This is a genomic window from Acinetobacter johnsonii, from assembly GCF_048551975.1.
GTDB lineage: Bacteria > Pseudomonadota > Gammaproteobacteria > Pseudomonadales > Moraxellaceae > Acinetobacter > Acinetobacter johnsonii_A.
On the sequence record NZ_JBIMCF010000002.1, the window covers coordinates 15,202 to 36,250 of the forward strand.

The 21,049-nt window shown below is 40.9% G+C and carries 23 protein-coding genes and 2 pseudogenes; 11 read left to right on the forward strand and 14 right to left on the reverse strand.

All coding sequences use genetic code 11. The annotated features are described in order from the left end of the window. Positions 1-3: 3 nt before the first annotated feature. From proC to ppx, 4 genes are read right to left on the reverse strand one after another with little or no spacing between them, the layout of a single operon-like run. Positions 4-834 carry a pyrroline-5-carboxylate reductase gene (gene proC, locus ACG9ZB_RS02195; RefSeq protein WP_419323820.1) on the reverse strand — a complete coding sequence of 277 codons (831 nt, stop codon included), beginning with the start codon at positions 832-834 and terminating at the stop codon, positions 4-6. Between the two features lie 28 nt (positions 835-862). Continuing rightward, on the reverse strand, positions 863-2,209 hold the full coding sequence (gene tilS / locus ACG9ZB_RS02200; protein WP_419323822.1) for a tRNA lysidine(34) synthetase TilS: 1,347 nt from the start codon (positions 2,207-2,209) through the stop codon (positions 863-865). Further along, the gene (locus ACG9ZB_RS02205) at positions 2,146-2,970 is read right to left on the reverse strand and encodes an acetyl-CoA carboxylase carboxyltransferase subunit alpha (RefSeq protein WP_086209830.1); all 825 of its coding nucleotides are present in this window, start codon (positions 2,968-2,970) and stop codon (positions 2,146-2,148) included. The genes tilS and ACG9ZB_RS02205 overlap by 64 nt, the downstream gene beginning before the upstream one ends. 30 nt (positions 2,971-3,000) lie before the next feature. Beyond that, a complete protein-coding gene (ppx, locus tag ACG9ZB_RS02210) occupies positions 3,001-4,524 on the reverse strand; it encodes an exopolyphosphatase (protein WP_086209831.1) in 1,524 nt (507 codons plus the stop codon). Between the two features lie 263 nt (positions 4,525-4,787). On the opposite strand from ppx, the gene trxA reads away from it, so the two are divergent. The 3 genes from trxA to ACG9ZB_RS02225 all read left to right on the forward strand — a co-directional run bounded on the left by trxA (position 4,788) and on the right by ACG9ZB_RS02225 (position 7,369). Further along, the gene (gene trxA, locus ACG9ZB_RS02215) at positions 4,788-5,114 is read left to right on the forward strand and encodes a thioredoxin (protein WP_419323824.1); all 327 of its coding nucleotides are present in this window, start codon (positions 4,788-4,790) and stop codon (positions 5,112-5,114) included. 330 nt (positions 5,115-5,444) lie between these two features. Then, complete coding sequence (rho, locus tag ACG9ZB_RS02220) at positions 5,445-6,713, forward strand: transcription termination factor Rho (RefSeq protein ID WP_004692266.1); 1,269 nt, start codon at positions 5,445-5,447, stop codon at positions 6,711-6,713. 410 nt (positions 6,714-7,123) lie between these two features. Then, a complete protein-coding gene (locus tag ACG9ZB_RS02225) occupies positions 7,124-7,369 on the forward strand; it encodes a hypothetical protein (protein WP_419323826.1) in 246 nt (81 codons plus the stop codon). Between the two features lie 140 nt (positions 7,370-7,509). Here ACG9ZB_RS02225 and ACG9ZB_RS02230 read toward each other — a convergent pair whose 3' ends face one another. The 3 genes from ACG9ZB_RS02230 to pheS form a co-directional block, all read right to left on the reverse strand. Further along, positions 7,510-7,806, reverse strand: coding sequence for an integration host factor subunit alpha (locus ACG9ZB_RS02230; RefSeq protein ID WP_004649746.1), 297 nt, complete (start codon positions 7,804-7,806; stop codon positions 7,510-7,512). After that, complete coding sequence (pheT, locus tag ACG9ZB_RS02235) at positions 7,803-10,184, reverse strand: phenylalanine--tRNA ligase subunit beta (RefSeq protein ID WP_419323828.1); 2,382 nt, start codon at positions 10,182-10,184, stop codon at positions 7,803-7,805. Before pheT ends, ACG9ZB_RS02230 begins: the two co-directional genes overlap by 4 nt. A 137-nt stretch (positions 10,185-10,321) precedes the next feature. Further along, positions 10,322-11,302, reverse strand: a complete 981-nt coding sequence (pheS, locus tag ACG9ZB_RS02240; protein WP_419323830.1) for a phenylalanine--tRNA ligase subunit alpha — start codon at positions 11,300-11,302, stop codon at positions 10,322-10,324. 157 nt (positions 11,303-11,459) lie between these two features. Here pheS and ACG9ZB_RS02245 point away from each other — a divergent pair, with 157 nt between their 5' ends. Continuing rightward, the gene (locus tag ACG9ZB_RS02245) at positions 11,460-12,476 is read left to right on the forward strand and encodes a hypothetical protein (RefSeq protein ID WP_419323832.1); all 1,017 of its coding nucleotides are present in this window, start codon (positions 11,460-11,462) and stop codon (positions 12,474-12,476) included. A gap of 63 nt (positions 12,477-12,539) precedes the next feature. Here ACG9ZB_RS02245 and ACG9ZB_RS02250 read toward each other — a convergent pair whose 3' ends face one another. The 4 genes from ACG9ZB_RS02250 to rpmI form a co-directional block, all read right to left on the reverse strand. Then, positions 12,540-12,701, reverse strand: coding sequence for a hypothetical protein (locus ACG9ZB_RS02250; protein ID WP_419323834.1), 162 nt, complete (start codon positions 12,699-12,701; stop codon positions 12,540-12,542). Positions 12,702-12,846: 145 nt separating this feature from the next. Next, positions 12,847-13,386 carry an adenylate kinase gene (locus tag ACG9ZB_RS02255; protein WP_419323836.1) on the reverse strand — a complete coding sequence of 180 codons (540 nt, stop codon included), beginning with the start codon at positions 13,384-13,386 and terminating at the stop codon, positions 12,847-12,849. 152 nt (positions 13,387-13,538) lie between these two features. Next, positions 13,539-13,898: a 50S ribosomal protein L20 gene (rplT, locus tag ACG9ZB_RS02260; RefSeq protein WP_004692276.1), complete on the reverse strand. Its 360-nt coding sequence runs from the start codon at positions 13,896-13,898 to the stop codon at positions 13,539-13,541. An 11-nt stretch (positions 13,899-13,909) separates the two neighbouring features. Continuing rightward, complete coding sequence (rpmI, locus tag ACG9ZB_RS02265; protein WP_004278281.1) at positions 13,910-14,104, reverse strand: 50S ribosomal protein L35; 195 nt, start codon at positions 14,102-14,104, stop codon at positions 13,910-13,912. Between the two features lie 316 nt (positions 14,105-14,420). Here rpmI and ACG9ZB_RS02270 point away from each other — a divergent pair. The 5 genes and pseudogenes from ACG9ZB_RS02270 to ACG9ZB_RS02290 all read left to right on the forward strand — a co-directional run. Beyond that, positions 14,421-15,492 (forward strand): annotated as a pseudogene (locus ACG9ZB_RS02270) (MFS transporter); the annotation flags it as partial. A gap of 39 nt (positions 15,493-15,531) precedes the next feature. Then, the gene (locus ACG9ZB_RS02275; protein WP_419323838.1) at positions 15,532-15,837 is read left to right on the forward strand and encodes an IS630 transposase-related protein; all 306 of its coding nucleotides are present in this window, start codon (positions 15,532-15,534) and stop codon (positions 15,835-15,837) included. 203 nt (positions 15,838-16,040) lie between these two features. Further along, positions 16,041-16,379 (forward strand): transposase, encoded by a 339-nt coding sequence (locus ACG9ZB_RS02280; protein ID WP_419324175.1) that lies wholly within the window; start codon positions 16,041-16,043, stop codon positions 16,377-16,379. Between the two features lie 4 nt (positions 16,380-16,383). Further along, positions 16,384-16,563: pseudogene (locus tag ACG9ZB_RS02285) on the forward strand (MFS transporter); the annotation flags it as partial. 105 nt (positions 16,564-16,668) lie between these two features. After that, positions 16,669-17,400 carry a TonB family protein gene (locus ACG9ZB_RS02290; protein WP_419323840.1) on the forward strand — a complete coding sequence of 244 codons (732 nt, stop codon included), beginning with the start codon at positions 16,669-16,671 and terminating at the stop codon, positions 17,398-17,400. Between the two features lie 101 nt (positions 17,401-17,501). On the opposite strand, the gene ACG9ZB_RS02295 is transcribed toward ACG9ZB_RS02290, so the two are convergent. The 3 genes from ACG9ZB_RS02295 to ACG9ZB_RS02305 all read right to left on the reverse strand — a co-directional run bounded on the left by ACG9ZB_RS02295 (position 17,502) and on the right by ACG9ZB_RS02305 (position 18,961). Further along, entirely contained in the window at positions 17,502-17,930 is a 429-nt protein-coding gene (locus ACG9ZB_RS02295; RefSeq protein WP_419323842.1) for a YqaA family protein, read from the reverse strand. A gap of 1 nt (position 17,931) precedes the next feature. Continuing rightward, positions 17,932-18,225: a hypothetical protein gene (locus ACG9ZB_RS02300; RefSeq protein ID WP_419323844.1), complete on the reverse strand. Its 294-nt coding sequence runs from the start codon at positions 18,223-18,225 to the stop codon at positions 17,932-17,934. 115 nt (positions 18,226-18,340) lie between these two features. Then, on the reverse strand, positions 18,341-18,961 hold the full coding sequence (locus ACG9ZB_RS02305; protein ID WP_419323845.1) for a glutathione S-transferase family protein: 621 nt from the start codon (positions 18,959-18,961) through the stop codon (positions 18,341-18,343). Between the two features lie 288 nt (positions 18,962-19,249). Here ACG9ZB_RS02305 and ACG9ZB_RS02310 point away from each other — a divergent pair, with 288 nt between their 5' ends. Next, a complete protein-coding gene (locus tag ACG9ZB_RS02310) occupies positions 19,250-19,723 on the forward strand; it encodes an Hsp20 family protein (RefSeq protein WP_058868963.1) in 474 nt (157 codons plus the stop codon). Positions 19,724-19,824: 101 nt separating this feature from the next. Then, positions 19,825-21,047, forward strand: a protein-coding gene (locus ACG9ZB_RS02315) for an IS3 family transposase (protein WP_419323847.1) whose coding sequence is annotated in 2 segments (ribosomal slippage) — positions 19,825-20,161 and positions 20,161-21,047 — 1,224 coding nt in all. Because the reading frame shifts where the segments join, the coding sequence is not laid out codon by codon here. Positions 21,048-21,049 lie beyond the last annotated feature (2 nt).

Here is a 21,049-nt window from a genome sequence, read left to right on the forward strand (position 1 = left end):
CGATTATTTGCTACTTTCACTTAGCTCTTGAGCGAGTTCCTGACTGCGTTTTTGAGCAGCAGCCAATGCAGCTTGGATATTTTGTGAAATTTGTGCACGATCAAACACTTCAAGTGCCGCTTGGGTTGTACCATTCGGTGAAGTGACATTTTTACGCAATTCAGCTGGTGTATTTGAGCTGGTGATTGCCATTTGTGCCGCACCCAATGCAGTTTGCAACGTCAATGCCGTTGCCACTTTTTCATCTAGGCCGAGGTTTTTACCTGCACGGATCATGCTTTCCATCATATAGAAAAAATACGCAGGACCTGAACCAGACACCGCAGTCACAGCATCAATTTGTGCTTCCTCGCCTACCCATAAAGTTAAGCCAGTCGCAGCAAGTACTTGGCTCGCCAAATCACGGTCTTCTTTATCTACAGTCTCAGTGGCATATAAACCATGCGCACCTGTTTGTACTAAAGCAGGCGTATTTGGCATTACACGCACAATACGATCACTGCCAGCGAGTGCAGCAATCGTGGCAATTTCAGCACCTGCAACAATCGAAACAATCAACTTACCGTCAAATAAACCGTTTAATGGTTTTAAAACATGGGCTAAAACTTGAGGTTTAACCGCTAAGACCACGACATCGGCTTCACGAATAGCAGATGCGTTATCCTCAGTCACCACCAAGTCTTTTTCAGCCAATAAATGACGAACTTGTTCAACAGGATCAGAAACCGTAATGCGAGTTGAAGGTAAACCACGTGAAATCAAGCCACCAATGAGGGCTTGAGCCATGTTGCCACCGCCGATAAAACAAATATTACGATTCAGCACTGCGCTCATGATTATTTCTCTATCTCGAATTTTTTAACTAAGCAATTAAATTTGGTTGCCATCCACCCGCTTCACAATAAGCTGACTCGATCAACCAAAATCCTTTAGGCGTAAAAACACCAAGCATAACATTATCTATGCTTAATATTTGTATTGTGTGACGTTGCCATGGAAAAATTTGTGCACTTTGAATGGCTTTTTTCAATGGCCAAGCCCCAACACGCCCATGTAAATGTAATTTTTCCCCGCCTAAACGTGGTTTTATTTGTAAAGGCTGCTCTAATAATTTAGCAGACAGCCCATATTTTTGTGTTTCAATCTGATATTGCCCAGATGCCAGATTATAGCTTTGATGTAGGCTAAAATGCTGTTCAATTGGTTCAAGTGTCTGAAATTGTTCCGCCAAATACTCGGTCTTATGGACTCGAAAGAGTTGCTGTTGATAACGCACATAATAGTATTGATTCCAATGCAAAGCGGCCTGAGCATCGACTTTGGATTCAATCACCTCATCAAATAGGCGTTGCACCATATCAAAAGCAGGACGATATAAGTCCTCACCTTTCATCCAAGCAGACAACAGCTGTCGCTGTCTCGGTGCTGATAACTGACGAAATGAAGTTAAATTTAAAACCGAAGCATCCCCACAACTGGCCCAGTCTTGCGCCAACACATCGGTCAAAATGGATTCAGCATCTTGCATCAAATAACTGGTACGTGCCAAAGCTTGCTGCATTTTCGGAAAGCGTTGTTCTAAGATTGGCCATAATTCGGCTCGACACCATGCCCGATCATAACTGGTATCAAAATTGGTTTGGTCTTGAATATTTCTCAGTTGCATATCAGCAGCCCACAGCTCAATTTGCTGTCTGGACAAAGCCAATAGCGGGCGCCAAATTGTAAATTGCTCTCGTATGTCGAGGCTCTGCATGGCGGCAAGTCCATGAATCCCTGCACCAGAGAGTAATCGGAGTAAGATAGTTTCGGCCTGATCTTGTTGATGATGCGCGAGAACTAAAATTTCATTGGCAAGAAGATGCTTCTGAAAGGCAGCATAACGTGCACTGCGGGCTTGGCTTTCTACATTGCCTGTGTCAACATCGACCGCTTGAATCACACATGGAACATCCAAGACATAGCACTGTTCTTGAACAAAGCTGCCCCACTGTGGACTGACATCCTGCAATTGATGATCAATATAAATGGCGCGAGTGCGCTTGGGAAATAAATGAGACATCAAATGGAGTAGTAACATGGAATCCATGCCACCACTACATCCGATTAAAAAATGAGGCTGTTCAGGTGTATCCTGAAACTCGGTTAAGACGCTAGTCCTAAATTGTCGCTGCCAAACTTCATTAAACGTTGGTAACGTGCTTCGCATCGTTCATTCGCATCCATCGGTTGCAACTCAGCCAAAGCATCTTTTAAAACAGTTTTTAAAGCATGCATGACCTGTTCTGGGTGGAGGTGAGCACCTTCACCTTCATCGACCACATATTCAACAACACCCATTTTCTGTAATTTTTCAGCAGTCAATGCCAAAGCTTCACTAGCTTGCTCTGCTTTTTCAGCTGTTTTCCATAAAATAGATGCACAGCCTTCAGGTGAAATGACCGAATAAATACTATGGGACAACATCACCACACGGTCAGCCACGCCAATGCCCAGTGCGCCGCCTGAACCACCTTCACCAAGGACAGTTGCAATCACAGGCACTTTCAAGCTTGAAAGTTGTGCCAAAGACGTGGCAATTGCCTCAGCCTGACCACGTTCTTCTGCACCCACACCTGGATATGCACCCATGGTGTCAATAAAGGTAAAGACGGGTAGATTAAAACGTTCAGCCATATCGAGTAAACGTTGTGATTTACGGTAACCTTCTGGGTTACTCATACCAAAGTTATGTTGTAACTTTTCACGCGTACTACGACCACGGTGTTGACCCACAATCATGACTGGCTGACCATCAAAGCGAGCTAATCCACCGATCATTGCACCATCATCACCAAATAAGCGATCACCATGCAAAGCATCAAATTCGGTAAAAATTTCACTCACATAATCTAAAAATTGCGGACGCTCAGGATGACGTGCAATTTGAACCGTCGTCCATGCTTTGGATTGCGCAGCTTTATTCTTCATAGCTCAACCATAAATCCCTAATTGACCAATTTATTCATCGACAAATTGTTCTGATTGGATATCCAGCTCAACATCCCAATGCTTAAATTGCGCTTGCTCATCATGCAAGTCTGCAACCAGCAAAGGCCATTGCGCGGCATTACCAGAAACACTCAGCTGCCATTGTTGCGCATTGCCTACTGTTAATTCAATGGCAGGAAGCATCTGATCGCTACGACTATGATTGAGTAAAACAGCAAGGCGAAGTAGCAAACACAGATAGACTAATTTGTTGCCGCCGACTTTCATCACATCGACACGCGCGTCACTGCGCAGCTTACGGCGATGATGCGCTACCAAATGTGACAAATGGTTTTGATCAATTTGCGAGAAGCCCGCAATGTCCGAATGTTGCAATAAATATGCGCCATGACGATGGTAGCCGGCATGGCTAATCGCCAAACCAATTTCATGTAAATAAGCCGCACGACGCAGTAAATCACTGTCTTCTGTGGTTAATTTTAGTGACTCTGCCACGCCATCAAACAAATGTTGAGCCATGTTCACAACTCGTTCCGCTTGTTTTGGATCGGCGTTATAACGGCCCATCAACGCTTGTACAGAACGATCTCGGATATCTTCATGTTGAAAACGCCCCAGTAAGTCGTACATGACCCCTTCGCGCAGGGCACCATCTGAATACACCAACTTATCCAGTTCAAGTACATCAAAAATGGCGTAAAGAATAGCAATCCCGGCTGGCAAAACTGCTCGACGGTCTTCTTTTAAACCATCAAACTCCATCTCAGAGACGTGTTTATATTTGAGCAATTTTTCTTTGAGCTTATCTAAACCGTCACGGGTCAGTTCTTCTTTTTCATTACTCCAACCCATATTTACGGTAATTTGACGACACGCTTTGATGGTTCCACTCGAACCGACCACCGTATCCCAACCCGCTTCTTTATAGGTATTGGCAATCCCTGACAGCTCCTTACGTGCTGCGACCACGGCTTTATCAAAACTTTTTTGGTTTATTTCACCATCGACAAAGAAGGCTTTGGTAAACGCCACACAGCCCATTTGTAAAGATTCGGTATGAATCGGCTCAAATTCTTCACCAATAATCAACTCAGTTGAACCACCGCCGATATCAATCACAAGGCGACGTCCACTATTCTCCATGGTGTGGGATACGCCCAAATAAATCAAACGTGCTTCTTCACGGCCAGCAATAATTTCAATATGTTTAGGTAAAATTTCTGCCGCTTTTTGAATAAACTCATGACCATTTTTAGCTTGACGCAGCGCGTTGGTCGCCACAATTCTTAAACGGTTTGGTTGAACTGAACTTAAACGACCAACAAAGCGGGATAAACAGGCCAAACCACGCTGCTGTGCAGCTTCTGTTAAATTTTTATTTTCATCTAAACCCGCAGCTAACTGTACCTTTTCTGACATTGACGCAACTTTTTTCACTTCGCCATGATCCACACGTGCAATTGCCAAGTGGAAACTGTTCGACCCCATATCGATGGCAGCAAGTAACTCTTCATCAATCAAAAAATCAGACATGATTTAATATAAACCTATACAGAATTGTGCTTAGATTAATTCACCTCCATGCAATTTAAAAGCCATTTGTGGTCAGAAATTGACGAGCTTTTAAAATTTCAGCATATATGACAATTGTGTTACACGATCAGTAACATCGTGAGCTTCAATTAGACAAATCCAAACTAAAGGTTGAAAATTTAGTAATCCATCTACTCAGTGATAGCAGGCTATGACATACTATTAGCCATAAAACTATCCAAAAATTGAAACTGGAGCTATCCATGTCTGGCAATATCGTAAATACAACTGATATAAACTTCGACGCTGATGTACTTCAATCAGACGTTCCTGTGCTTGTTGACTTCTGGGCAGGCTGGTGCGCGCCATGTAAAGCAATTGCACCTGTATTAGAAGTATTGGCGAACGAATACGAAGGTAAAGTGAAGGTTGTTAAAGTTGACGTGACTTCTTGCGAAGCAACGGCTGTGAACTATAACATCCGTAACATCCCTGCATTACTTATGTTCAAAAATGGTGAAGTTGTTGCTCAACAAGTGGGCGCTGCACCAAAATCGAAATTGACTGCTTTCATTGAAGAAAACATTTAAGCATCCGTTTAGATTGAAAATGAAATACGCTGTCTAAACAACAGCGTATTTTTTTCGGCTATAAATTGACAAGTCTGACTTTCTCTCTTATATTGCATGATCAAGAGATAAAGGATTATTCAATCCTGTCATTTTCTTAAAAGACACAACACATAAGATCGCCGCTCGGCAATACAAATTGTTTTGACACGTTTCTCTTCAAACAATGAATCAGTCCTCTGAATTGTTATAGTTCAAATACAATTGCGTTACTTCATTGCATGTCTGCGGCTAAATGTTGCTTCCTTTTCATCCTGTAATTTAGAATTTTTGATTCTTATCTGACCTCCTATGAATTTAACCGAACTCAAGAAAAAACCGATTGGCGAACTCATCAAAATTGCTGAATTTATGGGCCTCGAAGGAATGGCTCGTAACCGTAAGCAAGACATTATTTTTGCCATCTTAAAACGCCATGCGATGAATGGCGAAGAGATCTTTGGGGATGGCGTTTTGGAAATTCTGTCAGATGGCTTCGGCTTCTTACGCTCTGCAGCGGGTTCTTACCTTGCAGGCCCAGATGACATTTATGTTAGTCCATCTCAAATTCGTCGTTTCAATCTACGTACTGGTGACACCATTACGGGAACTATTCGCCCACCCAAAGAAGGCGAACGTTATTTTGCACTGTTAAAAGTGAACCAAATTAACTACGACACACCAGAAAACTCACGCAACAAAATCTTGTTTGAAAACTTAACACCACTTTTCCCAACCGAGCAATTGGTGATGGAACTTGGCAATGGGACGACAGAAGATTTAACTGCACGTGTAGTTGACTTGGTTGCACCTATCGGTAAAGGCCAACGTTCAATTATCGTAGCGCCACCAAAAGCGGGTAAAACCATGTTGTTACAAAACATCGCTCAGTCGATCGTGCGTAACAATCCTGAGTGCTTCCTGATCGTTCTTCTCATTGACGAACGTCCTGAAGAAGTGACCGAAATGGAACGTACTGTTCGTGGTGAAGTCATTGCGTCAACGTTTGATGAATCTCCTGCTCGTCACGTTCAAGTGGCTGAAATGGTGATTGAAAAAGCAAAACGTTTGGTTGAGCACAAGAAAGATGTTGTGATTCTTCTTGACTCCATTACCCGTTTAGCACGTGCTTACAACACGGTTGTGCCTTCATCTGGTAAGGTTTTAACTGGTGGTGTGGATGCACATGCGCTAGAACGCCCTAAGCGTTTCTTTGGTGCAGCACGTAATATTGAAGAAGGTGGCTCACTAACCATCATTTCTACAGCTCTGATTGAAACAGGCAGTAAAATGGATGAAGTGATCTACGAAGAATTTAAAGGTACAGGTAACCAAGAAATTACACTGGATCGCCGTATTGCAGAAAAACGTGTATTCCCTGCGATGAACATTAAAAAATCTGGCACACGTCGCGAAGAGCGCTTAATGTCTGAAGATAATCTACGTAAAGTCTGGATTTTACGTAAGTTACTTCATACCCAAGATGAACTCGCAGCAATGGAATTCTTACTTGATCGCATGAAAGAAACTAAAACCAACGATGATTTCTTTGATCAAATGAAGCGTAAAGCAACTAGTTGATCCGACCTGCTTCACCTAAAAAGGCTGTCTTAACGACAGCCTTTTTATTTGGTTGACTTAGCTTACACAAAGCAACATTTCATTCCATTCTCTGTAAACTTATTTGCAAGTTTTTGATAAACAAAAATTTGAAATAAAAACCTTCATCTTTTTAAATGTTTATTTAGTACTTATCCAATACTAACCTCATCATTGATTGTTATTTTCTGTTAAAAAAGCCCTGTTTTTAGACCTTTTTTATCACTTTTTTCATCCCAGCTAGTAGCAATTCAAAATGCGCAGTGATAGCATATTTGCAGACCAGTTAGGCTGCTCCTGCATTGTTAGTCCCTAACAAAATTAGGAACAATAAAAGCACACAACAGACTAACGTCGGTTTTTTTTAATCTCATATTTTAGAGAGTGATGCCATGTTATTCAAAAAAATCGCTATTGCTGCTGCAGTTGCTACTACTTTAGCTTTCGTTGGCTGTGCTAAGAAAGAAGAAGCTCCTGCTGCTGAAGCTGCATCTGAAGTTGCTGCTGCATCTGAAGCTGTTGAAGTTGCTGTAGATGCTGCTGCTGCTGCTTCTGAAGCTACTGTTGCTGCTTCTGAAGCTACTGCTGCTGCTTCTGAAGCTACTGTTGCTGCTGCTTCTGAAGCTAAAGCTCACTAATCTCTTAGAGATTAGTCAAAAAGAGAGCCTGTGGCTCTCTTTTTTTATACTCAAATTTTATCAAAAAACGACATTCTATTATTTTGCAAGCATTGAATCAGCCAAACGATCACCCAAAATTTTAAGCAAAAAAAAGCAGATCAATCGATCTGCTCATTTCCCACACGCTGGCGGAATTTCTGCCCTGCGCGGAAGGTCACTACACGGCGTGCAGAAATCGGAATTTCTTCACCCGTTTTCGGGTTACGACCTGGACGTTGACGTTTATCACGCAACTCAAAGTTACCGAAACCAGAAAGTTTAACTTGCTCACCAGAGATTAGCGCTTGGCTAATCTCATCAAAAAACAACTCGACCATTTGCTTAGCTTCACGACGGTTTAAACTCGTGAGCTCACTTAAATGGTCAGCCATTTCCGCTTTTGTTAATGCTGTCATGAAGCCCTCAATGTCGCCTGATAAGTGTTTTCCAACACTTGTAAAATATGATCCATACCAGATTTAATTTCAGCATCTTCAAGCGTACGTGATGGGTGTTGCCAAAGAAGTGCAAATGCCAATGAGCGCTTGCCATCTTCAACGCCTTGCCCAGTGTACACATCGAACAACCAAGTCGAGTCCAAAAGCTCACCGCCTGTTTTTTCGATAAGTTGCTGAATTTCACTTACATTTATCTTATCACTAATTAAAAGCGCAATATCACGTCTAACCGACGGAAAACGTGATAATTCTGTAAAATTAGATACATAAGTTTGCAAAACAGCCGATTGATCAAGTTCAGCCACCCAAGTTGTGCTCAAATCCAGCACATCTTCTAAAGATGGATGTAATCGACCAAAGTAACCAATAGATTTGCCATCGACTAAAACCTCAGCAGACTGTCCTGGATGCAACCAGCTACGTTCAGAGCTAACATATTCAACCTGCACACGACCTGCTGCCAATACTTCTTCAATTTCACCTTTGAAATCAAAGAAATCCATAGCTTGAGGTTTAGCATGCCAAGTTTCTGACGTTTTTGCACCTGTTGCAATCACTGCAAGGGTAGGAATTTGTTTCAAATCATGAATAGATTCAGCATCTTGATAGTCAAAACGTAGGCCCAATTCAAAAAAACGTACACGACTTTGTTGGCGGTTAACGTTGTATTGCACACACGGAATCAAACTAGAGAGCAGTGTTGAACGCATCACGGCTAAATCACTTGAAATCGGGTTAGCCAAAGCCAAAGGATTCACCGCCGCATTGAGTTGCTTCTCAAGCTTTAAGTCTGCAAAGCTAAAGCTAATCGCTTCTTGATAACCCAAAGTCACGAGAGTTTGACGAAGCTGAGCCATTTCAAATTGGTCTTGATATTGAGCCAATTGCGCTTCAATTTTTGGCAAACTGATTTGAATATTGTCATAACCATGAATACGCGCGACTTCCTCAATCAGGTCTTGGTAAATCGCCATATCATAACGGTGTGAAGGCGGTACTACAGACCACTGACCTTCTGCTTTAACCGTCACAGCACAACCTAAACGGGTTAAGGCATCCGCAATAAATGCAGCATCTACGCGATAACCGAGCAATTGATCCACTTGTGCCTGTTCTAGCTCAATCGCTTCACGCTTCGGTAAAACAGCCACTTGTTCCGCAGTCGTAATCGGACCGAACTCGCCACCCGCCAATTCAGCAATCAATTGTGATGCGCGGTGCATCGCGAGCATTGGGAGTTCAAAATCCACGCCACGCTCATAACGCTGCGACGCATCGGTATGTAAGCCAAAGCTACGGGCACGACCTGCAATGGCTAATGGGGCAAAGAATGCAGACTCTAAGAAAATGTCTTGGGTTTCATCGGTAACAGATGAAGACAAGCCACCCATGATGCCTGCAATCGCTAATGCTTTTTCATCATCCGCAATCACCATGACTTTTTCATTGAGCTCAACTTCTTGTTCATTCAGTAGAACTAATTTCTCCGCCGTATTCGCTTGACGAACTTGGACTGAACCTTGAATTTTTGCTGCATCAAAAGCATGGAGTGGTTGCCCTAACTCCATCAGTACATAATTGGTAATATCAACCAAAATACTATGTTGGCGAATCCCTGAGCGAACCAAAGCACGTTCCATCCACTCTGGGGTTGCTGCTTTGGTATTCACGTTTTTAATCACACGACCTAAATAGCGTGGGCAGCCTTCAGTGCTCACCACAACTTTTTTCTCATCAGCAATAGTCGCAGCAACGGCATTAATTTCAGGTGCAGTCACGGTCAGTTGGTTAATCACCCCAATTTCACGAGCAATACCACGGATACTGAAACAGTCCCCACGGTTTGGTGTGATGCTGATGTCAATCACATGATCATCTAAATTTAAATATTCACGAATATCCACACCGACAGGTGCATCAACGGGTAACTCTAAAAGACCATCAATTTTATCTTCTAGATCAATTTCGGACGCACCACATAGCATACCTTGTGATTCAATACCACGAAGTTTGCCTTTCTTGATTTTGAAATCGCCCGGAAGCACAGCCCCAATAGTTGCCACAGGGGCTTTCATACCAACCCGTACGTTTGGTGCACCGCATACAATTTGTAATGGTTCACCCAAACCAATATTCACCGTGGTAACACGTAAACGGTCTGCATCGGGATGCTGCTCTACAGTCAACACTTCACCAACAACCACGCCAGTGAACGGTTTTGCCGCAGGCGATAAATCATCGACCTCTAAACCCAGCATGGTCAGTTGGTCAGATAAAGTGTTGCTATCAACGGCTGGGTTAACCCATGTACGCAACCAATTTTCACTAATTTTCATAAATTCAATGTCCTTAATCTCCCCTAACCCCTCTTTTAAAGAGAGGAAAACACACCACCGTTTTAGGTAGACCAGTCCCCCTTTATAAAGGGGGATTTAGGGGGATTTCAATAATTCTAAAATAACTGTTTAAACTATTAAGCAAATTGGCGTAAGAAACGTACATCGTTTTGGTAGAACATGCGTAAGTCATTGATGCCATAACGAAGCATCGCAAAACGTTCCACACCTAGACCGAAAGCAAAGCCTTTGTATTTTTCAGGATCAATCCCTGCTGCCTGTAAAACATTTGGATGTACCATGCCACAACCAAGCACTTCTAACCATTTACCACGCTCATCCATAATATCCACCTCAGCACTTGGCTCCGTGAATGGGAAATAAGATGGACGGAAACGCACTTTTAAGTCTTTTTCAAAGAATTCGTTTAAGAGATTAACCAACAAACCTTTCAGTTCTGCAAAGCTTGTATTTTCAGCTACATACAGACCTTCAATTTGATGAAACATTGGCGAATGCGTTTGGTCAGAGTCACAGCGGTATACACGACCCGGACACACAATACGAATCGGGGGTTGCTGGGTTTCCATGGTACGAATCTGTACACCCGAAGTATGGGTACGTAGCAAATGTGTCGCATCGAAATAGAAAGTATCGTGCATTGCACGCGCAGGGTGATGCCCTGGAATATTTAAAGCTTCAAAATTGTGGTAGTCATCTTCAACTTCTGGCCCAGTTTCAATCACAAAGCCCGCTTTGGTAAAGAACTGACAAATACGCTCTTGCACTTGAGTAACGGGGTGAATACTACCAATCGTTTGACCACGACCCGGTAAAGTAATATCCACCGTTTCACTTGCAATTTTTTGCGCCAACGCTGCTTGTTGTAATTGTGTTTGGCGTTCAGTTAAAGCACCGGTAATCGCTTCGCGGACTGCATGAATTTGCGCACCAAAATTTTTACGCTCTTCAGGGTCCATTTTACCCAAGGCTTTTGATTGCTCAGCGAGCTGGCTTTTCTTACCCGTAAACTGCACTCGTACTTGATCGAGTGTAGCAAGGTCCTCTGCTGCTGCAATCGCAGCAAGCGCTTCAGTGGTCAGGGCTTCCAGTGACATAGTAACTCTCAAAGCAACAATTTATAAAATTAATAAAACCCCATATTCTATCAGTTTTTAAGCACGTTGATGAAGCTCTACGATCAGGAAAATTTGTTTAGTACATGGTTTTATAAACAGGTTAAGATAGTGCCATCATAGAAGAGAACAACAAACGATGTCGCTTGATCCTATTTGGCAACAACAACTTACTTTAGTGACTTATGGCAATGAATATTTGCGTAACAACCTAAGTTTCCAACGTTGGTTAGAACATGCCATTTTTGACCGACATTGCTTTCAATTTCGTGATCTGAATAGCCAACATTTACTGGCTCAGCATTTTCAAGTATGGCTTGAAGCCTTAAAAAAACAAGGGGTCAAACAACTCAGTCTACATAGTTCAACATTGCTAGCAGATGAAAAGAACCCCAATCCAAATGTTGAACTGCTTGCTACACCACATATTATTGTGAGTCATCAAGCACAGCAAAAAACAGCTTGGATTTTCGGTAAAGAACTGGCTGAGTGGTACAGTGCTGAACACGATTTTATAATTCCAAAAGCACAACAAAGCTCAATCCGTAGCGAAAATTTATGGCGTTTTGAACTGAATCACAAGCTCGGCAAACGTATTGAAGCGGACTTACAAACGCCGAAATGGGATGAAATCGAAAACTTTACCGAACAAGAACTGTTTAGTGCGCCATTTGCACAAGGTTTAGTAGAGCCTGAGACGATAGACTTACCTTACTATGGGCAACAAGATGCCATAGATGATGCCCACCATCTCTCTCTTTTACCGACAGACTACGCTGCTGATTATGCACATCAAACGCTGTATCGTTTAGATGCCCTATCAGCATTGATCCAAACTAAGATTCAACATCCTTACAATGCCGAAGGCCAAGTGCTCACGCCAGATGAGCAATTGAACCTACGTCATTTTGAACAAAAGGTTGATGATTTAACTACCAAGTTCATTGTGAAAGTGGCCAATCACTATCAAACAGCGCAGCTCACACCCAAAGATACGACCACACCACTGGATGCACGTAATCATCCAACACCTAAATTAAGTGCGACAGAGAGCAAGCCTCATGAAATACACCATAAATCGGGGAAAACTGGGGTGTTTGCTTTAATCTTAATTACGATTTTGATTTGTGTATTGGGCTATTACTTTGGGTTATAAACTCCCAAAAAATAAAAAAGCGCCACACTTATCGTGGGCGCTTTTTTAGTTCGTAGCATTAAATCATGCTGTAATTAAATAATTAAAAGGTCGAATCTTAATTTGTATCTTATGCTCATCAGCATGTTGATTAATATAATGATTGACCGACTCTCCTTTCCTTGGAACCATTTGTAATTCTACAGCAATACTGCCTTGTCCCATCCCTATAATCTCTACAAGCATATCCCCGATCCTTGTCTTATCAATCTTTTTATTTATTAGGCACCTATCACATTTCAGATTAAAGCAGATTTATGTAACCAAAGCTCGGCCATGGCTTTATATACAAGACTTCATTTGTTCATGTTGAATACATTTAAACCATATTTTACTCAACCACCAATTGATCTAAGAAGTTTTTTACCTGTTTAGGTGTTTTTAAATGAATCCACTTTATATGTTGATATTCAGGCATCTGCATCATGTTTAGATATTTTTTTCTATTTTTAGCATGGGTTTTCACCATCCACCAAATAATTGAATCACGACCAAACATACGGGATAAACTCTCCCTGTTATTTGAGTTTTCCCATAAATCCTGTTGCATCCATGCACGCTGAACAGCACGTTTCACAGAACGATAAAGGTTGACTGGAAACGGTAAATCCAACCAAATAACGGTGTCAATCTCCGCCCATTTTACGGGAATTGCTCGAGTATAATTACCATCAATGAGATAACCTTGAGTCGCTTTTTGTGTTTCAGACTCAATTTTGGCAAAGAACACCTCATCGGGACATTCTTGCCAGTCGTCCAACCAAAACAAATTATCCAACTCGATATAATGCAAATCTAACTTTTCGGCCAAAGCTCTGGAAAAGGTCGATTTGCCCGTGGCTGATGTACCAACTACGTTTATTCTTTTCATTGTACTGGCCTAACGCTGATGCGGTCTTTCTTATCATATGTAATTATGGTTGTATCACAGTCTCACCTTTGACCCATAAAAAATTTGATTCAAAAAATAATCGGCCATAAAAAAGACCGCTAAAAAGCGGTCTTTCTTTAAGCCTTAAAGACTTATGCAGCTAATGCATCTTTAGCTTTAGAAGCTAAAGCAGCAAATGCAACTGCGTCATGCATAGCGATGTCAGCAAGTACGCGACGGTCGATAATCACTTGAGCTTTTTTCAAGCCAGCAATCATACGGCTGTACGATAAACCATTTAGACGAGCACCAGCATTAATACGCGCAATCCATAGAGCACGGAATTGACGTTTTTTCTGACGACGGTCACGGTAAGCATATTGACCTGCTTTGATTACTGCTTGGAACGCTACGCGATATACGCGTGAACGAGCGCCGTAGTAACCTTTAGCACGAGCAAGAATTTTTTTATGACGGCGATGAGCCTGTACACCACGTTTTACACGAGCCATTTATAATCTCCTTAGATGTATGGGCACATACGACGAACTGAAGCAACGTCACTCACGTGAACCATTACACAGCCGCGTAATTGACGAATACGCTTAGCAGATTTTTTGGTCAAAATGTGGCGTTTGAACGCTTGTTTACGCTTGAAACCGTTAGCAGTAGCTTTAAAACGCTTAGCTGCACCACGGCGAGTTTTCATCTTAGGCATAACAACCTCTTTTGAACACCTGTTCGGAACGTTTGCACCATTGCAAAACGACCTGCAGGTAAGGGAGCGAATATTCTAATCGAACTTTGTCTAAAACAAAAGCAAATAATCAACAATAAAAGCAAGCTTAGTTTATTTCCCGATAAGCTTTAAGCGATGAATTTATAACCGAGGTTTAGTCCAAGTCGTATAGTTAAATTCTAAAAACACTAGCACATGGAAACATCTGTAAAACCTCATTTCCTATGGTTTTAGGTGTGATAATAAATTAAGTATTCAGCTATATAATGCCTCATCCATTCCATCCTGTACCCTTATGAACGCCACACAGGATGCTTTTGCCGCACTCTCAGATACCGAGACTTTTCTATTGTTACACTCAATCAATTTTGTCTGATACTTGCCATTTTGATTCAGGAAATTATTGTGGCTTATTCTTTGTATAAAATCACCAAAGACCCACTCACTTTAGGCTTGATTGGTCTGGCAGAAGCAATCCCCTTTATTGCGCTCTCCTTATGGGGCGGTTATTTTGCAGATCGCTTTAATAAGCAAACCATCATGAAAATCCGCTTATTTTTTGCCATTCCACTGCCCTTGGTTTTATGGGGGTTATTTCATGCTTATGGCTTAAAGCACATTGAACTATCTACCCTGTCATGGGGTGTTTATGCCGTGATTTTGGCCTTGGAACAATTCGAGGTTTCTATAATCCATCTGCAACGTCTCTCAAACCCTTTTTAATTCCTCGGGAATTTTATGCTAATGGTGCCACATGGACCACCATTGGTTGGCAAAGTGGGGTGATTATTGGCCCGATGCTCGGTGGATTTAAGCTGGCTTTTTTAGGTCGTGAAACTAGTTTAATCAGTGTAGCAGTGCTACTTGGTCTGTGCTTTTTACTCGTCAATCTTTTAAGTAAACGCACGTTTCCTAAAATTGAAACAGAACATGTGCTGCAAAGCCTAGGTGAAGGCTTTCACTTTATTGCTAAAACTAAAATTGTCCTCTGGACCATCTCACTCGACTTAGTCTCGGTACTGTTCGGTGGTGTGATTGCTTTACTCACGATCTTTGCTGAAGATATTTTGAAAATTGGGCCTGAAGGATTGGGCTATTTACGGGCAGCACCATCGATTGGTGCACTCATCACCATGATTGTGCTGACTCGTTTTCCACCCACCCGACATGCATGGCGCAATATGCTGCTTGCTGTTGCAGGTTTTGGCCTATTCACCTTATTGTTCGCTTACTCAAATTACCTCTGGTTGTCTTTATTTGCTCTTGCTATGACGGGTGCATGCGACAGTATTTCAGTGGTAATTCGTCAAACCATTTTACAAATTTATCCTCCTGAGCATATGCGAGGTCGTGTTGCGGCAGTAAACGTTATAGTCAAATCATTATAAAACCAATACAATGGTGCAATGAGTTATTCAGAACATTTTAGACGTAAAATTTTAGCTAAGCTTGAGGAAGGTTATTCTATTCGAGCGGTAGCTACACAATTTGAAATTAATAAAAATACCATTGTTGAATGGAAGAAACGTATAGAGATTAAAAAAACTCGTGTACGTAAACCTTCTAAAATTAACAATGATGCTTTACGTGAAGATGTTGAAAAGTATCCTGATGCTTATCAATATGAACGTGCTGCACGTTTTAATTGTGGTGTTTCATCTATTGGTGCTGCATTAAAGCGCTTAAATATTACAGTTAAAAAAAGACGTTAAGCCATCCTAAAGCAGATACAAAGCTCAGGGATAAATTTATTCAGCAAGTGAATGAATTAGAAAAAAACCACCCGATTATTTATCTGGATGAAAGTGGTTTTAAGTCACATGATTACAGACCTTATGGCTACTCACGAAAAGGAGTACCCCGTCTAGGGCAATATAATTGGTAATTAAAGAATCAGACCAATGCCATTGGAGCAATCCATAAAGGGTATTTATTTTCAGTCGGTTTATTTGACTGCAAAATCAATTCAGATGTTTTTCATTTTTGGATTGAGCAATTCCTCATACCAGCATTACCAGAAAATAGTGTAGTGGTTATGGATAATGCAGCATTTCATAAAAGAGCAGATATTCAGGAGTTATTGGAACAACAAGGGCATAAAATTCTTTGGCTTCCTGCATGCAGCCCTGATTTAAATCCTATAGAACAGATCTGGGCATGGGTTAAACGTAAGCGTAAAGAATGGTTAATCGACTCAGTCGATGAATTATTTCAAGTTTTTTTCGAATCCTGTATGAATAATAAAGTAGTTTGACTATATGTTTGTATCGAGTAGTAATGAATTAGGGGCATTTGAGTCAGGTCTTGCAGCAAAATATTTAGGCACTGTGATTGCAACAGTTTTTGGCGGTAGCATGACGCTCTTGGTGGTCGCACTGACTTGGGCTAAAACCAAAGACTTATTTGGCGTCGACATTACTCAAGCCGAGCAGAAATAGTTTTTAATTTAACAATATAACTTGCGAGTCTTTTCAATTCAGGAAATACTCGCAACCATTATTTAAGTCATACGCACTGGATGCGTTATAAAAGAAATTGATCATATGAAACCACTCTTATTGCTTGCATTATCAACATTGCCCGTTCATTTAAGCCATGCAGCTCAGCCACCATTAGAACTCACCATTCAAAAAAGTTCAGCTCAATCGGCGCATTTGACCACGCGTATTCAATGGGTAGATTTTCCCAAACCCCAATATAAAAATAGCGATTTAAATCAGCAAAACCGTGCAGCGATTATTCGTATCTATGCAGATGAAACAGGCGATGTGACCAAAGCCACCGTACAGGAAAGTACTGGGCTCAAAGCTTTGGATGAAAAGTTGGTGAATGCTGTGCTTCAAGCCAAAGTAAAACCTTTTGTTGAAGATGATAGTGCTTCTGCCGTCATTGGTTATCAAGTTTTTAATTTAAACCTAACGCCAGATAACGCCGAAGCATGTCACTACACCTTTGACTCTAAGAACTGGCTTGCGCAACAACAGCAACAAAAAGTGCCTTTTCAATATCAAACTCAACCTACGCTTGGATTAGATTCAACACAGTTAAATGGTCATGACCGTCAAGTTAAATTTAGCTTCAAAACAGATAAACAAGGTAACGTGAAAAAGCCCAAGATTACTAAAGGCTCTGGCATTTATGAGCTTGATCAGCAGGTTTTACAAGCCGTTGCCAATAGTAAAGTCAGTGTTAAACGCACAGCAAGTACACTGTGGCTCTATAAAAAATCTAAATTTAAAGATGTGATTGAATTTGACCTTGAGTCTTGTCACTAAAATCTAAAAGGACACGAGTTTTCGATAGCTCGTGTCCTGACTTCTTACAAATCTAAAAACCCTTAAAAATCTTTTGGCCAATAACAGTATTTGAAGACCGATTAGAATTGACTAAACATCCAATACACAAAAAGATAACGCCCTATTTTTGCAATGCTCACCATCAATAAGAAACGAACAAAGTTTTCTTTGAGCAATCCTGCAATGAGGGTGATCGGATCACCAATAATGGGTACCCAACTGAGCAATAAAGACCAAAAACCATATTTTTTATAAATGTCCTGCGCCTGCAACATCTTTTGTTCTGAGAAGGGAAACCATTTTTTGTTTTTGTATTGCTCAACTTTCAAGCCGAGCCACCAATTCACACAGCTACCTAAAATATTGCCTAGGCTGGCAACAGCTATCAATAACCACACTGAGTATTGAGTCTGAGCCAACAATCCCACCAAGACTGCTTCTGACTGTAACGGCAGCAGTGTCGCTGCTCCAAAAGCAGAAAGGAAAAGTAGTCCTAAGGCCCACATCATTTTATGATTTTAAACCCAGCTTTTTCTTGGTTGAGCTATAGGCAAAACTTGACCAGATCAATGCCAGAATCAACAAAGACCAACGTGACCATGAATATTTATCGGCAATCGGTTCAATTGCAGCTCGGAGTACAATCTGATCTTTGGTATTCAGCAGTTCAATGATTTTTTGAATGTGCACCGCTTCAGCTACAAATAGCACCAAACATCCCGCAATCCCCACAATAATACTGAGATAGATTTTAGGATTCGCTTCAATAATACGGGTTAAATTGAGGAAAAACTCTTTTTTCATTACACTAATGTCCAAACAACCTTTCAACAAAAAAGCCACCCATCGGTGGCTTTAAAGAATGGTTTATACCTTGAAAGCGCTAAGCTTAACACAGTTCAAGTCAACGCTTCTGTAACTAATTCACTTGAAGCGCCAACGCACGCTGAACTGCAGGACGCGCTTGAATACGCTCCATATAAGCTTTCACATTTGGATAGTCATTTATATTAATTTGCTGCCACTCATAACGCAAAATCCATGGGAAAATTGCCATATCCGCTATCGAATACTCGCCAGCCACATAGTTTTGACCAAAAAGCTGCTTGTCTAGTACAGCATACAAGCGCTTAGTTTCATTGACATACCGTTCAGTCGCATACGCAATACGTTCGGGTGCAAATTTACTAAAGTGATGGTTCTGTCCAAGCATTGGACCAAAACCACCCATTTGCCACATCAACCACTGCTCAACTTCAACACGAGCCTGTTCATCGCTTGGATAAAACTGCCCTGTTTTACGCCCTAAATACTGCAAAATCGCCCCTGACTCAAACACAGAAATGGCTTCACCTTTAGGACCCTCTTGATCGACAATCGCAGGGATTTTATTGTTGGGTGAAATGCGCAGAAAGTCGGGTTGAAACTGATCATTTTCTAAAATATTGATGGGAAAAACTTGATACTCCAAACCCATCTCTTCTAATGCAATGCTAATTTTATGTCCATTGGGTGTTCCCCAATAATAAAGATCAATCATTTTAAAATTATTCTCCATACACCGTAGATGGTGGCTCTTTACACACCTTAATAGATTTAAAAAGAAACAACAAGCTCTGAAAATTAAAAATAATTTTATAATTATCAAACATATATAAAATTTATTTAAAAAAATAGATCTTTAACTTGATTTTTTTAAACTCAAACACATATTAATTATTGTGTTAGAAATGACGATTTTTAACATTCTGTCGATGTTTATACATGGCAGATTTAAGTTTTTATCTTCTTATTTTTAAAACTTTGCTGACCTCAGGAGGTTCTAATCATGAGTAATCTAAATCTTCATCCTTTATTTCGTCGTAGCATTGGATTTGACCGTTTAAATGATTTTATTGACTACGCCATGCAAAGTGATGCACCCAATTATCCTCCATACAACATAGAGAAATCTGGTGAAAACCGTTATCGCATTGTGGTGGCTACCGCAGGTTTTAGCCTAGAGGAATTAGGGCTTAGTCTAGAAAATCAGCTTCTTACCATTTCAGGTAAACCTGAGGTTGTTCAGAAAGAAACAACTGAATATCTGCATAAAGGAATCGCGCGTCGTGCCTTTAAATTGTCTTTACGCTTAGATGAACATATTGAAGTTCAACAAGCTGATTATGAGAATGGTTTATTGGTCATTGAGTTGGAACGAATCATACCAGAAGAGAAACTTCCACGCGAAATCCCAATTGGTAAGAAAAAACTTTTACTTGATCAGCCTGACTCTATAGAAAAAACTGTAAGCACTGAGTAATTATGCTTTAAATCAAAAAAGCCCTGCTATTCGAGCAGGGCTTTTTTGATGATTGGATTGTTCCGTCCTGAAATAAGTTTACACCTTAAGAGACTTATTTTATGGAACATGCACGAGAACAACGAGTTAAACGTACACAACGTGATTATAGCTTCGCCTTTAAAATGATGGTTGTACATGAAGTAGAAAAAGGGCAAATTACTTATAAACAAGCTCAGGCAAAATATGGTATTCAAGGAAGATCAACTGTGCTGGTATGGTTACGCAAGCACGGACAACAGGACTGGACTTCGAATATGCCGACTTCTTCTAAACGCCAATTGACACCCCAACAACGAATCCGCCAATTAGAAAAACAGTTAGCCGCAGAAAAGCTCAAAACTGAATTTATACAGGATGTGATTTATCACATTGATAAAGAGTGTGGGACTGATCTTGGAAAAAAGTATACCGAGCACGTTTCAAAGATTGGCAAAGCCAAAGAGGACTAAGCGTTTCACGTTATTGTCAGTGGTTAGGAATCACTCGACAAGCTTATTATCAAGCAGAAAAACGTGCTCAAATGACTGCACAAGTAACCGAACAAATACTCGAGTTGGTTATGGAATATCGTTGTCTCATGCCAAGTATCGTAACACGTAACCTGTATTGGCTTATTCAAGGCAAATTGTTGCAGCGTGGTTTAAAGTGTGGACGGGATCAGTTATTTAAAATATTGAAAGAAAATAATTTATTGATTCGCCCCAAGCGTCGTTACACAAAAACTACGGATAGCAAGCACTGGATGAAGAAGCATCCAAATTTATTAAAGGATTATTCAGCAGTGCAAGCCAATGAAGTCTTTGTTAGTGATATTACTTATGTTGAGAGTGCTGAAGGCGTACATTATTTATCCTTAGTGACAGATGCTTATACCCGCCAGATTAAAGGTTATAAGTTATCGAATGATATGCGTGCGGAGAATGTTGTGCAGGCTCTACATATGGCGATGCAGCATGTGACAGATCGGGCAGCCAGGATGATTCATCATTCAGACAAAGGCTCACAGTATTGCTCTGAGCTATATCAATCGGCATTGCGCCATTATGGGATATGTCCTTCCATGACAGATGGAGGAGACTGTTATCAAAATGCATTAGCAGAGCGGATTAATGGAATATTAAAGCAGGAGTTTTTAACTACACGATGTCAAACCATGAAGGAGTTAGATCACTTAATTACGGAATCTATCATGATTTATAATTGTTATAGACCACATTTAAGTTTAAATATGAACACCCCGAATCAGACGTATGAGCAAACTAAAACCGAGCTAATTGCTTAACT